6 protein-coding genes are annotated in these 14,874 nt (G+C 32.9%); 2 read left to right on the top strand and 4 right to left on the bottom strand.

Features of this window, described 5'->3' with window-relative positions:
• Nucleotides 1-22: 22 nt before the first annotated feature.
• The 4 genes from V8G56_RS03530 to V8G56_RS03515 all read right to left on the bottom strand — a co-directional run bounded on the left by V8G56_RS03530 (nt 23) and on the right by V8G56_RS03515 (nt 11,508).
• Complete coding sequence (locus V8G56_RS03530) at nt 23-3,277, bottom strand: VCBS repeat-containing protein (RefSeq protein WP_395437076.1); 3,255 nt, start codon at nt 3,275-3,277, stop codon at nt 23-25.
• A complete protein-coding gene (locus V8G56_RS03525) occupies nt 3,270-6,590 on the bottom strand; it encodes a VCBS repeat-containing protein (protein ID WP_395437075.1) in 3,321 nt (1,106 codons plus the stop codon). The genes V8G56_RS03530 and V8G56_RS03525 overlap by 8 nt, the downstream gene beginning before the upstream one ends.
• Before the next feature lie 268 nt (nt 6,591-6,858).
• Nucleotides 6,859-8,415 carry a RagB/SusD family nutrient uptake outer membrane protein gene (locus V8G56_RS03520; protein WP_395437074.1) on the bottom strand — a complete coding sequence of 519 codons (1,557 nt, stop codon included), beginning with the start codon at nt 8,413-8,415 and terminating at the stop codon, nt 6,859-6,861.
• A gap of 12 nt (nt 8,416-8,427) precedes the next feature.
• The gene (locus tag V8G56_RS03515) at nt 8,428-11,508 is read right to left on the bottom strand and encodes a SusC/RagA family TonB-linked outer membrane protein (RefSeq protein WP_395437073.1); all 3,081 of its coding nucleotides are present in this window, start codon (nt 11,506-11,508) and stop codon (nt 8,428-8,430) included.
• Nucleotides 11,509-11,899: 391 nt separating this feature from the next.
• Between V8G56_RS03515 and V8G56_RS03510 the strand changes: the two genes are divergently transcribed.
• Complete coding sequence (locus V8G56_RS03510) at nt 11,900-12,940, top strand: LacI family DNA-binding transcriptional regulator (RefSeq protein WP_395437072.1); 1,041 nt, start codon at nt 11,900-11,902, stop codon at nt 12,938-12,940.
• A 181-nt stretch (nt 12,941-13,121) separates the two neighbouring features.
• On the top strand, nt 13,122-14,855 hold the full coding sequence (locus V8G56_RS03505; RefSeq protein WP_395437071.1) for a glycoside hydrolase family 13 protein: 1,734 nt from the start codon (nt 13,122-13,124) through the stop codon (nt 14,853-14,855).
• Nucleotides 14,856-14,874: the final 19 nt, after the last annotated feature.

The raw sequence follows: 14,874 nt of genomic DNA, 5'->3' as shown, positions 1-14,874 counted from the left end.
AAAGTTTATTTTTTTAAGTTGCTTAATTCTGGATTTTGTAAATCTCCATTTTATCATTATTGATTGTTACTAATAAATAGTTTTGCCCTTTGAAGGAGATGATATTTAAACCTCTAACTGATTTTTGGGAAAGATCAATACCTAATTGCTCTGCTGGAATGTACCCTCCATTACTTTGTATAATGGCCCCTGAAAAACTATCAAATCTTCCTTGAAAAGGGATTACACCAAAATAATTACCTGCTAATAAAATATCATCTTTCCCATCAGCATTAAAATCAAATTTTAAAATTTCTGTAATAGGGGCTAACTGCAATTCAACTTCCGTAAATGGTTGAAATGAAAAGATTCCATGGTCATTTTTTAAATATCCAGATGCTAGTGTATTTACGGTTAATATATTTGCTTTTTTTAAAGCCTTAACACCAAAAATTTCTTCAACTGTTTGGCCTGCAAAATCCTTATAGGAGGTATATTTTTTTTTCAAATAATTTAATTGGCCAGCTAATTCATCCAACCCGTATAGAGTAAAATATTTTTTGTTTTTTTCAATAGCTACTATAGTTTCTATTGATTTATTGTTATCAAAATCACTAACGTACATTTTCATTGGAAACTTTTCAGTGGCTTTAAACTTTGAATTCAATCCAAAGTTACCCAATATATAATCTTCATCTCCATCATTATCAATATCAAAAGCGGCGATACTTTGCCATAACCCGTTCAAACTTTCTTTTAGTACCGTTGAAGAAATATCTGTAAAAGCACCATTTTTGTTTTTTAAGAACGTAGGATGCATCCACTCACCAACTAAAATCAGGTCGGTTAGACCATCGTTATTAAAATCTGTTGCAATAGCATCTGTAACCATTCCAAATTTACCCATTTGTGTTAAGGTAAAATGCCCTTTCTCATTGGTTAAAATATATGAATTTGGTAATTCTCCAAAATTTAATGCGTCGGCATGACCCCCAATAAAAACATCCAAATCGCCATCATTATCAATATCAATAGTCTTAACAACGGAGGCGTTTTCATAAAAGTTCGGCAACTTCACATTTTCAAAACTCAAATCTCCTTTATTTTGGTAAAGTACATCTTGCAATGGTTCGGCCTCATTATAAAATTCGCCACCAGCCGTGGCTATAAATAGATCATTTAACCCATCCTTATTAAAATCTGCTATAGATGCAGAAACATCTTCATTTAACTTTTTACTTTCAAAAACAGAAAGATCCTTTTTCACAAAACCATCATCTGTTTGAACAAACAATTCTGATGGTTGGTTCCGGGAACTTCCGAAGAAAATATCTTCCTTTCCATCATTATTTAAATCACCTACAGCCGTGGCAGGACCACGATCTGAAATTTGATATGGAATCAACTTATGACGGTTAAAATCAATATAATTATTTTCAACATGTCTAAAATGCAACCCATTTATACTATCTACTTTTGTTAACCAAGTCTTTATTTTTGTAGATAATTTGGAATAGTTAAACGCAAAACGCTTGGTAACAGGCTCCATTGTTAATGTTTGATTTACTTTGATATTTACAGCCGTTTGAAAAGTATTATCTGGCCAAATAATAGTCATAGAATCTACTATTTTAGTGTCACCATAACCAAAATGAATAATCGGTTCTGAAGAAGATTGAAACCCTTTTGTTGTAAATAATTGCTTATATTGTTTTATACCTTTATGATAGGATATCACCTTAGTACCTATACCAAAATTATTACCCTTATTATACTTGAATTTAAGTTTTAAATAATTTGAAGTAGAATCTATGTTATTTTGATAAAAGCTAGCAGGTGCGTTGATGTTGTTTGTAACAATATCTAAATCTCCATCATTATCTAAATCGGCATAAGCACTTCCATTAGAAATCAAAGTATCCTTTGAAATCCAAATCCCAGATTGATCCTTGAATGATAGATTTTTTCGACCTTCAAAAATACAGTTGGCAACTGCACCCGAAGGCATTAAATTTAGAGCTTCCTTATCTAGTTTATGAGATTGGTTCAGTGTTGCTTTTATTTCATCATTAGAAGTAAACTTTATATAATCTAAATCATTAGGCCTTTTTGGAATTCCGTTTGAAATAAACACATCCTGTTCACCATCCTGGTTAAAATCACTGAACAATGCTGACCAACTCCAATCAGTGGCTGATAAACCACTAAACAAAGCAGTTTCATAAAATTTTGTGCCATTATTTATCTGTAACATATTACGGGCATACTGATAATGGTACCCTAAATACTTTGTTCTCATGTTTAGCATGTCTACAGATTCATCACCCATTGAAGATTTTAAAACCTTTTCATCAGCAGGTTCCATATCCAAAGTTAAAATATCGGTGAAGCCATCGTGATTTAAATCAGCTACATCACTCCCCATTGAAAAACGGCTCGTTTTTCCAAATTTTTCTTTAAGCCGTTCTGTAAAAGTTCCATCTCCATTATTAAGATAATAATAATCATCCTCATGAAAATCATTACTAATGTATAAATCTACATAGCCATCATTATTAAAATCTTGAGTTGCAATACCAAGCCCATACCCATTTGCTCCACCAAAAATTCCTGCTTGTTCACTTACATCTGAAAATGTATCACCATCATTTCTTAACAATTTATCTCCACTTTTTAGATCTCGTTTATAGCGAATATCAACCTTGCCAAATGAGTTTTGGCTATGAACTGCATGGTTGAGCAAATACATATCGAGATCCCCATCATTATCGTAGTCACAAAAGGATGCCGTTGTACTGTAATTTTTAAAATTAAGTCCATACTTTGCAGCTTCTTCTTTAAACGTATTATCCCCGTTATTTATATAGAGCTCATTAGCTCCTTTAAGTCCATGAAGCCCTACAACAGCACATACATAAATATCCAAAAACCCATCTCCATTAACATCAGCCATCACGGTACCCGTGTTCCAGTCAGAATTACCTAGAACACCTGCTTTTTCAGAAATATCCTCAAAAACAAAATTTCCTTTGTTAATGTAAAGCTTATTTTTACCTTGATTTGCAGTAAAAAACACATCAACCAGATTATCATTATTAACATCTCCTAAAGCTACACCTCCCCCATTATAATAGTATAGATAATCTAGAATATTAAAATTATTATTTGGTTCTAATTTATTAACAAACTCTACTTTAGTGTGTTCTTTTTCTATACGCGAAAGCAGTTTTGGTGCTTCATTTTTGGAGCAACCAAACCCCAGCACCAAAACAATAATATACATGACTTTTTTAGTCATTTACCTTGAATATTTTTGGTTGTTCATTATTAATACCAACTAGTAAATAGCGTTTTCCTGATGTATTTGTTACCCACGCCATTTCTTTAATTTCACCATTAACCTTAAAACCTGTTTTAGATTGTTTAGTAAAACTTCCATCTTGATGTCCAAATAATATTAAACCTTGAATAGCATCTAAACGTGAAAATTGTGGTTTAAAACTAAAATTGTTTCCTCCTAGAATTAAATCGGTAATACCGTCTTTATTAACATCATCACATATAATCTTACAAATGCATGATAATTGTGCTTCGCTTGGAAGCCCTCTAACAGTAAAGTTTCCGTTGCCATTATTATAGGCTACATAACTTGAAAACATAGTTATATTTTTTACGCTAGAACTAGAAATAATATCTTTTGGAAAAAGTTCTTGAATTGATTTTGTAGCGTATTCACTATATTTTAAATTTTGCTTTTTTAATGACGTTATTTGACCTGTTAATTCTTTTTTAAGATGAATTGGTTTATCTTTTCCATCTACTGTTTGTGTAAAAATCTGCTCAATGGTTCCATTTGAATCAAAATCATTCACAAACATTTTAGCAGGATTCTCTTTATCGGCTTTGTAAATTGAATTTAAACCTCTATTTCCAAATATTAAATCAATATCTCCATCATTGTCTAAATCTTTAGCTTCTACAGTATTATACCAACCTGAATATTCTTTTAAATTAGTCTCAATCTCTTTAAAAACTGATCCATTATACTTGAATAGTCTGGGAGACATCCACTCTCCAACTACAATTAAATCTTTTATATTATCTTTATCAATATCTGCCCATATTGCACTAGTTGTCATCCCAATAGATTTAAGTTTTGGAGCTTTAGCTGAAGTCACATTATTAAAGTTTCCTTTTCCATCATTCTCTAAAAGTAAATTTTCCGGATTTACTCCATAAGTTCCAACAACACTCAAGCTTCCTACAAAAAGATCTACATCGCCATCATTATCAAAATCATTTGGTGCTATGGTCGAGATATTAGTATTCGTGCGTTCTACAATTTTATAGTCACTAAAATTTCCCTTACCATCATTTATATAAGCTCTAACACCCGTTCTGGCTTCTTGAAAATTTCCTCCCGAACCTACTAATAAATCCTTATCACCATCATTATCAATATCAACAAAGACGGCACAAGTATCTTCAAAAAGTGCATCGGTCGTAAATTTTGATGGTGTTAGTTTGCCTTTACTATTTTGTAAATACAATTGGCCTGTTTGTTTGAACGCACCGCCAATAAAAACATCGTCATTACCATCATTATTGACATCTCCAACGGCAAGTGCAGGACCTTCTCTAGACTGCATTTTTGGAATTAATCCTTCATAATTAAAGTCTATATAAGAATCTTCATGATGCGTTATTAAATCATTTTGAATTTCTTCAAAATATGTTATTGGTACTTTTTGCTCTTTAAAATTATAATGCTCCTGCGCTTGGTTTAAACTAAATTTTAATGATTGATTCGATTTAGTTTCTCCAATACGATGTACTTTTTTATTTGGCCAAATAATTTTTAGAGAATCTGCCTTTTGATTATTACCTAAACCAAAAGTCATTACATAATCCATTGACGACTGAAAACCTCTAGACGGGATAAGTTCTTGTCTAATAATTTGTTTATTTACATATACTTCAACAACAGTTCCAATAGCGAAGGTATTTGGAGCTTCTCCTATTAATTTTATTTTTAAATAATTATTTTTTGTATTATTTCTATAGACAAATGAGGGCATATTTAAATTATTGACTATGAGATCGAGGTCTCCATCATTATCTAAATCACCATAAGCTGCTCCATTAGAGAAACTAGGAACCTTAAACCCCCAATTATCGGTTTCATTTTTAAAGGTTAAGTCCATATTGTTTTTATATGCATAATTAGTTATTGGATTACTTGGCATACTATTTATAATGGAATCTTGTGATGTTTTAATACCAGAAATAGCCATGCCTTGGTATATTTCATTAGCAAAAAAATCTATAAAATCTTGATTTGTTAAATCGTGAACTATTCCATTTGAAATGTACAAATCCTTAAAACCGTCGTTATCCATATCAAAAAGCAAGGCTCCCCAAGACCAATCAGTTTGTGCAATACCACTAAAAAAAGCTACCTCTGAAAAAGAGTTGTCTCCATTATTTAACTGAAGTGTGTTTTGCATATATTGATTGTAAAAATCCCGATCTTTTTTAAGCTTGTAAACATCGTATCTTTCAAAATCACTTGTGTTTTTTAAACGTTCATCACTTTCAGGTAACATATCGGTGACAAATATTTCCGGCCTGCCATCGTTATTAATATCTGCCATATCTGATCCCATTGAAGATAAACTTAAATGAGACATTCTGTTTTTTATATCCTCTTTATAGGTTCCATCTCCATTATTAATATACAGATAATCGTGCTCATAAAAATCGTTTGACACATAGATATCTGGAAGTAAATCAGCATTAACATCTCCAACACTAACACCCAATCCAAAACCTATTAAACTACCATAAATTCCGGCTTCTTCACTTACATCAACAAATTTGCCATTATCATTTCTCATTAGCTTATCACCACCTCCTTTAAAAATTTCAGGTAAATCCCAGTCTTCCCCTCTCAGCTCTCTCTTATTTACATATCCCAAACTATTAACAGGTATGAAACTATTGTTTAAAATATAGGCGTCTAGATCGCCATCGCCATCATAATCAAAAAATGCTGTGTGTGTTGTAAATCCGCTATCTGCAAGATTATACTCTTCTGCTTTTTCTGTAAAAGTTAAATCGCCATTATTAATAAATAATTCATTTTTCTGATCATCACCTTGTATGTTTCCTGCGTTACAAACATATATATCTAACCAACCATCGGCATTGATATCTACCATGACAACACCTGTTGACCATGATTTGTTTCCTGCTGCATTTGAGGTTATTGAAATATCTTCAAACTTAAAATCTCCTTTATTTAGATACAGTTTGTTTTTAGTTCTATTTGCGGTTAAATAGACATCTGCAAGTCCATCATTATTGATGTCCCCGATAGCAACGCCACCTCCGTTATAAAAATTCCTGTATTTAAAAATGTTAAAATCACTTTCATTCTCAACTTTATTAATAAAATCAATTCCTGTTTCACTTGGTTTAGTTAAAACAAATAATTTATTTTTTAATTCATCTTCTAAAGATTGAGTTTTATTAGATTCATTGCAGGATATAACACTAAAACTTGCAATAATGATAAGTGAAAATTTGATCTGTTTAAAAAAATTTATCATTTCTAAGGTATTAATAATCGTTTGTTCTTTACTGTAAAATAAACATCAATTAGGACCGCATATTTTATAATAATCAATATTTATTTGCATCAAGAAGTTTAAAAAACAAATGAGATACAAAATAAAATATGGGTTACTTTTTAAAATCTATTTCAAATTATTAAAACAATTTGACTTTGACTAATAGTAACCCACATTTATTATATAACCAAACAAAGAGGATTGAAAAACGTCCTCTTTGTATTAGATTAAAACTTTAAAACCTCAATTAATATCCAGGATTCTGTTCTAAATTAGGGTTTGATAATATTGCATTTGTTGGTATTGGGAACAATCTTCTAGTATCATCCGTATTATCTTTAAATTCCCATGTAGCAGAAAACTTATTAAAGCGAATTAAGTCCGTTCTTCTTACATGTTCATCATATAATTCTCTACCTCGTTCTTCTAACATTTCACTTTCAGAAACACTTCCTAATTCGGCAGCACCTCTAAGCGATCTTAAGATATTTACCATACCTGTAACATCATTTCCGCTGCGCATCATAGCTTCAGCTTTCATCAAATAAGCATCAGAATATCTAAAAAGTAATAATCCAGAGTAATAAGCTCCGTTAGCGGGATCATTAGCTGGTGAATACTTCAACACACGAATACCAGTAACATCACTATTACCTATAAGTCCTGGTAGTTCTCTTGTAAATACCAATGGCGCATTTTTTCTGGCAATAAGAGGTGAGCCAGAAGCATTGTACTGTTGTCCAATTAAGAATCCATAACCAAAACCATTATTATCAGAATTAGCTGTTGACGCATCTGGAACCCAACCTCTGCGTTCTTCTTGACCATCACCAACATAATTTGAATTTGGATTACCTTCAAATAAATCATAGAAAGAGGCCAATGTTGTAAACCCATTCCAACCACCACCTGCATTTTGAGGGTGACCTTGGCTGTAGTGTAAGCCTTTCCACATTCTGCTTCCTACACCTGCATCACAATAGAAAATACGCTCATTGTTTGCAGTACCATCAAATAATTCAAAATAGCCATCTTGTAAACTATAACCCTGAGCTGTTATAGCATCTACTGCTGCAATAACTCCTGGCATATCTCCTGCTTCAGGACTAGTACCTCCTCTGTAAATACCCGCATTTAACAATACTCTTGCTTTTAAGAAGTATGCCGCCGCTTTATTGGCTTTATTTGTAGCTCCATTTGGACCTACTGATGGCAAGTCTGGAATAGCTGCCTCTAAATCTGCCAATATAAAATCTAAAGCTTCTGTATTACTTAGGACTCTAGGGCTAATTTCCGGACCTTCATCTACATCTCTAAAAGGGACTTTACCAAAATTATCTAAAATCACCCACATAGCATAAGCTCTTACAAATTTAGCTTCAGCAACCTGTTGGGCAGTAGAGTTACTTCTAGCGTCTATAACCTCATTACAATTGAATGACATTTGATTAAATGAGTTCCACGTATCCAATATGAATTTGTGTGTTGGATCCCAAGAATGCAAATGTAATTGTCTCCAAATACCATTGTCTCCCCAGTCTGTTCCACGAGTCGGAACCAAATATTCATCAGAAGTCACTTCAGCTAATGCATAAACATTTTCTTGACCTCCGTAAATACCATTAAATTGACCATAAATGTTACCCAAACTGGCAGCTGGGTCAGCTACACCAGAAAACCCTTCTCCGGTATCTGGCGATATAATTGAATCATCTGCGATCAATTCTAAATCTGTACAAGATGATAGTGCTACGATAGCCAAAAGGCTAAAAAGCAAGTTAATATTAATTGATATTTTTTTCATTTTTATTTTTTTTTAAAATTTAGCGAATAATCCTAAAGTGAATGTTCTTGGGTTAGGATAAGATACATAATCAATTCCTGCTGTAGGCAGACCATTCAATGGACCTTGTCCCTGAGTACTAACCTCAGGATCTGGGCCACTATAAGGTGTAACAACGAATAAATTCTGACCTGTCAATGATAAACGCAGCATTTTTAATTTGGCGTTCTCTTTTAGTTTGAAGTTATATCCTAAAGACATATTTTGTAAACGAACAAAATCACCACTTTCCAAGAATCTTGTTGACACCGCAGCTTCAGCCGCACCAGACTCACCAGAAGTTAAAACGTCTGGAGTGACATTACGTTGACCAGCAATAGCACCAGCCGTAAAGAATGCATTTCTTGTGTTATTGTAGATATATGCTCCAAATTGTCCAGAAAAATAAGCTGAAAAATCCCAGTTTTTATAAGATAAATTGGTTGATAATCCTCCAACAAAATCAGGTAATGCCGATTTACCGACAAACTTTTGAACATCCCCTATAGGTTGTCCATTGGAATCAAACCCTTCAAACTCTCTTAAAAAGTAAGAAAATAATGGTTGACCTTCAGCAAGCATTTGAGCGAAGGCATTACTTAAACCTTGACCAAAAATAGTTCCTGCTTGAACTTGCCCTTTAAAATTTTGCAATTCATTTTTGTTATAAGAAACATTAAAACTAGCATCCCAAGAAAAATCTTCTTGCTCAATGATACCATAGTTAATAGCAAATTCAACACCTTGATTTAATACCGTAGCATCTAAATTTTGAAAGAAGAATGGTTGAGGCGATGGTTGTGCAGCTGTAATTGATAACAATAAATCATTAGTTTCTTTTCTGTAAACATCTATACTACCACTTAAGCGGTCATTACCAAATCCAAAATCCAGACCAACACCATAAGACACTGTTTCTTCCCATTTTAAATCTGGGTTAGCAAACGCAACATTCACCAAGCCTGGGTTGTTGATATTTCCTCCATCTTGGATGTTTAGTGATCCGTAACGTTCTCTACGCAAATAATTACCATACCCTAAACCATCTTGGTTCCCTGTGATACCAGCACTAAGACGTAATTTAAGCGTTGAGAATGTATCACCCATAAAATCTTCTTCGTTAATTTTCCATGCAAATGCTCCTGAAGGGAAATATCCATATTGGTTATCTTTAGAAAAACGTGAAGATCCATCAGCTCTAATAGTTGCTGTAAATAAATATTTATTCGCTATGGTATAGTTAACTCGGGCAAAATATGACTGTATTTCATCAGTAGTATCAAAAAAATCACCATAAATACTAGTTACACCCAGATTTGATGGAGTAGTTAAATTATCTGTAGCAGGAGTAGGAAACAATCTATTAACAAAATTACCATTTGGTGCTATTGCATATTGTTGGTAACTACCAGTAAGGCCCGATTCAATTAAATCTGAAGCATTATTAACCACATCATACATCTCTGCAATTCCAGTGACATTAAATCCACGTGCTAAAACATTTTTCCCGCTTCTGTTAAAATCTTGGAATGAATATCCTGCTAATACATCTAATTTAGAATTACCAAACTCCTTATTGTAATTTAGTGTAGCCTCTAACAAATGGTTTTTAGAATCTACAGTTCCAAGAAAGCCTCTTCCAGCACCAGTAATATCATTTGCAAGATTTCTACCAAGCGAACTAGCTGCAATATTTCTGTCTGAGTTAGATTGGTCATATCCCAAGTTAACTTTTGCTGTTAATTCTGGAATTATTTTATATTCAGCATATCCATTTAAAAGAAATCTATTAACATAGGTTCTGTTTTTTACATAAGTAGCAAAAGCTGCTGGTGTAGCTAATCCTGCTGGATCTGCATAATCTGGATCTGTAGGCCATGTTGGGTTTGCAGAATAAGCAGCCCCTATAAGATCTCCACGGTAACCTGCACTTGAGCTTAAACCTGGCCCTCTATTATTTTCAAAAGAATATGTAGTTTGAATTCCTAATTTCAGTTTATTATCAAAAAGACGATGTTCAGCATTTAATCGAGAAGTAAATCTTTCTAAACCAGAACCATTAACAACACCTTTTTGATCACCATAGCTAACAGTGGCTCTTACTGAACCATTATCATAATTGCTATTGAATGCCAAATTGTTTGTAATTGATATGGCATCTCTAAAAATATAGTCTTGCCAATCTGTATCAGCTCCAGCATCTGCTGCTTCTGAATCACCACCAAATTGGTCAACTGCATCTAAAAACTGATCTCTTTTTAATAGTGTATATGTTTCTCTTATAGATGACACGCTAACATTAGAAGAATACTCCCATGATTGCCCTTGAACACCCTTTCCTGTCTTAGTTGTAATAATTACTACTCCATTTGCTCCTCTAGATCCATAGATAGCTGTAGAAGAAGCATCCTTCAAAACACTAATACTTTCAATATCATTTGGGTTAAGGAAATTTAAAGGGTTTGAAGCTCCTTTAGATCCAAATCCTAAATCTGCCGAACCAGCTGATGTATCATCACCTGCTAAAGGAACACCATCCACAACGAAGAGTGGATTGTTGTTAGAGCGGATAGAAGCCGTACCTCTGATACGTATGTTAATTCCTGCTCCAGGCTCACCACTCGTCTGAGCTATTTGAATACCAGCAGTCTTTCCTTGAATTAATTGTTCTGGAGACGAAATAACCCCTCTGTTAAAGTCTTCTGATCTAACTGAACTAACAGCACCAGTAGCATCTTTAACAGTAGTTGTTCCATAACCTATAACCACAACTTCATCAAGTTGCGCCGCATCTTCCGATAGAGTCACATTAAGGGTTGAACCAGAAACAACGATTTCTCGAGTTGAGTATCCAATAAAAGAAAACACCAATGTAGCACCGCTATTTGCAGTAATGGTGTAATTTCCATCAAAATCTGTTACGGTTCCAACAGACGTGCCTTTAACCAGCACGTTTACCCCTGGCAGTGGTCCTGATGCATCAGATACTGTCCCAGTAACTGTCTGCGCGTAAATAAAGCTTCCCAATAGCAAAGCCAGCGGAAGCAAAAGCTTCTTAAGTAATTTGTTTTTCATTTTGAGTTAGTTGATAAAATTAGTTTATTAATTATTTGACATTTAAGATAGTGTTAAAATAAAGTTAACTAAAGGGCGAATATGTCATTTTTTAAACAGAAAAAAAAAAAAAAGAGAGGAAAAACCCGCTTTTTTTTACCGAAATCGTTTTCGGAACATGTTAAATTATGAAAATGAGCCCCATATGGTTATCATTAATGGAAATATCATGCTAAGTAATTACTAATTATACAATTTCAACTTAATAAATCAATAATTTGACAATAGCCTTTTAGAAAATACATAATTCTTATGCAAAAAAAAAAGTCTTTTCATCTTCCTTTTTTAAAAAATTGTAACGTATTTTTATGCACACTTGAATCTACCAAAGTTTTATTTATTTAACCATAAGATGCCTAAAACCACATTAAAAAAATTAGCCGCAATTTTAGGATTATCGACAGCAACGGTGTCTAAAGCATTAAAGAATTATCCTGACATTAATGAAAACACAAAAAAAAGAGTTGTGGATCTGGCAACTAGTTTAAACTATCAGCCTAATTCTTTGGCTCAAGGGTTGAGGAACCAAGAATCTAAACTTATTGGTTTAATCATTCCTGAAATTGTTCATCATTTTTTTTCAAATATCATTTCTGGTTGTATCAAAGCTGCTGAAAAAAGAGGTTATTTGGTCATTGTGCTTCAAACCAACGAATCTTTTGAACAAGAAAAAAATCATTTAAAATTACTCATGAACAAAAATGTTGATGGTATTTTATTATCACTTTCTGATGATACTACGCAACACAAACATATTAAACAAGTTATTGACAAAGGGATTCCGATCGTGTTATACGATAAAATTTCAAAATTAATTAAATCATCAAAAGTCATTATTGATGATCAAAAAGCTGCTTTTAATGCCACTCAATACCTTATTGACTCTGGGTGCAAAAAAATTGCACATATTAGAGGTGATTTAAAGCCTCAAACTACCATTGATAGATTTATAGGTTATAAAAAAGCCTTGGCAAAAAATAATATCCCATTTGACAACGCTTTAGTTTATAGATGCAAAAACTTGACATATGGAGAAGGTTTTAGACTTGCTAAAAAAATAATCCAGGATCATGAAGATGTTGACGGTGTTTTTGCTTTTACAGATTTATTGGCCACTGGTGTTTTAAAGAGATTTAATGAACTTAAAGTTCCTGTTCCAGAACAGGTTTCTGTAATGGGTTTTAGTGATTGGTTTTTAACAAAAATTACCACACCCACATTATCGTCAGTGCATCAGCCAGGGTTTGAAATGGGGCAACAAGCTTTTGAACTTTTGTATAAAGATATTTGTACCTTAAAAAAAGGAGAGGAAATCATTCCCCAAATAATTGAAATACCTACCTATATTGTTCCCAGAAATTCTACCAGAAAATTAACAAAACAAACTAAATAATCTTTAATCTTTAATCTAAACCGAAAACGTTATCGGTTTATTATTCACTCTTTTTTAGGTATTTTATTTACCAATTCAGAAAAATATTATGAAATTGTTTTCGTATTTATCTGCTTTATAAAAAAAGCTTATTTACTTATTGTTACCCTAATTAGTGTTTAAACTTTTCAATAACAAAATAATGAAAAATATATTGATTAATTTTTTGATTGTATTAGTAATTATGGGATGTTCAAATAATAAACAAAAAGAAAAATCAATAGTTCCTGATAAAGCCTGGTGGAAAGAAGGTGTTGTATATCAGATTTACCCTAGAAGTTTTAAAGATTCTAATGGAGATGGAGTTGGCGATTTAAATGGTATCATAGAAAAACTAGACTATATAAAAAGTTTAGGAGTAAACATGATTTGGTTAAATCCAATCTATGATTCACCCAATGACGACAATGGCTACGATATAAGTGATTACAGAGCTATCATGAAAGAATTTGGCAGCATGGAAGACTTTGATAATTTACTAAAAGGAATACATGACAGAGGTATTAAATTTGTTATGGATGTGGTAGTCAATCACAGTAGTGATGAACATGAATGGTTTAAGCAATCACGTAGTTCAAGAGATAACCCCTATAGAGATTACTACCATTGGTGGCCAGCAGAAAATGGAAAACCTAATTACCGCTGGAGCTTTTTTGACGAAAAAGGTGAAGCCTGGAAATATGACTCAATAACTAATGCTTATTATTTGCATTATTTTTCACAAAAGCAACCCGACTTAAACTGGGAAAATCCAAAAGTTAGACAAGAGGTTTATGACATTATGAAATTCTGGGCAGATAAAGGAGTTGACGGTTTCCGTTTAGATGCTTTTCAATTTGTAAGCAAAGACACAACCTTTCCAAAGTTACCGGAAGGTTATCAGAAAGAAATCATTAAGTATTATGGTATGGGACCAAATTTGCACTCTTATTTAAAAGAAATGTATAATCAAGTTCTTAGTAAATATGATGTTTTCGCCGTTTCAGAAGGTGCTGGCAGCACTTTAAAAGACGCGCATGATCTTGTTGATGCCAGTAGAAATGAACTGCAAATGGCCTACCATTTTGAAAGTGTTGATTTAGTCAATTCACTAGATGGTTACAACTTAGCCAATTTAAAAGAAGTATTTACAAAATGGGATACATCATTTGCTAAAAACGGATGGATTTCCATATTTCTTTCCAATCATGATGTTGCGCGTATAGTCAGCAGATTTGGAAATGATAGTCCAGAATTTAGAGACGTTTCGGCAAAAATGCTTAATACTTTTTTATTAAGTATGAGAGGCACACCATACATATACTATGGAGATGAAATTGGAATGACCAACATTAATTTTGATTCTATTTCGCAATACAAAGATATTGCAGCGCTCAACGGATATAAAAAAGCGCTTTCCGATGGTGAAGACATGGCGTTATTTATGAAAAAACTCAACTTTCTTTCTCGAGATAATGGCAGAACTCCTATGCAATGGGATGATTCAAAAAATTCAGGATTTACTTCAGGAGAACCTTGGCTACCTGTTAATGACAATTATAAAGACATAAATGTTTCAGCGCAGAATAAAGACCCAAATAGTGTGCTCAATCACTTTATAAAAATGGTGAAACTCAGAAAAGAAAATGAGGTTCTAGTTTATGGCAAATATGACCTATTACAAGCCGAACACCCGGATATTTATGCCTACACCAGAACTTTAAATACTGAAAAAATACTCGTGTTGCTTAATTTTACGAATCACGAATCAAAAATTGAATTACCGGAAATTAAAATGATTCTTGAACCCTTAATAAATAATTATAAAACCGTTGATGCTACTGAAAACACGATCAGTCTTAAACCCTATCAAGCCATACTATTTAAGCTAAATTAATTTGAAATTATTTGAATTA

The organism is Gaetbulibacter aquiaggeris, assembly GCF_044003965.1.
Lineage (GTDB): Bacteria > Bacteroidota > Bacteroidia > Flavobacteriales > Flavobacteriaceae > Yeosuana > Yeosuana aquiaggeris.
This window is presented reverse-complemented; position numbering and strand designations above follow the sequence as displayed.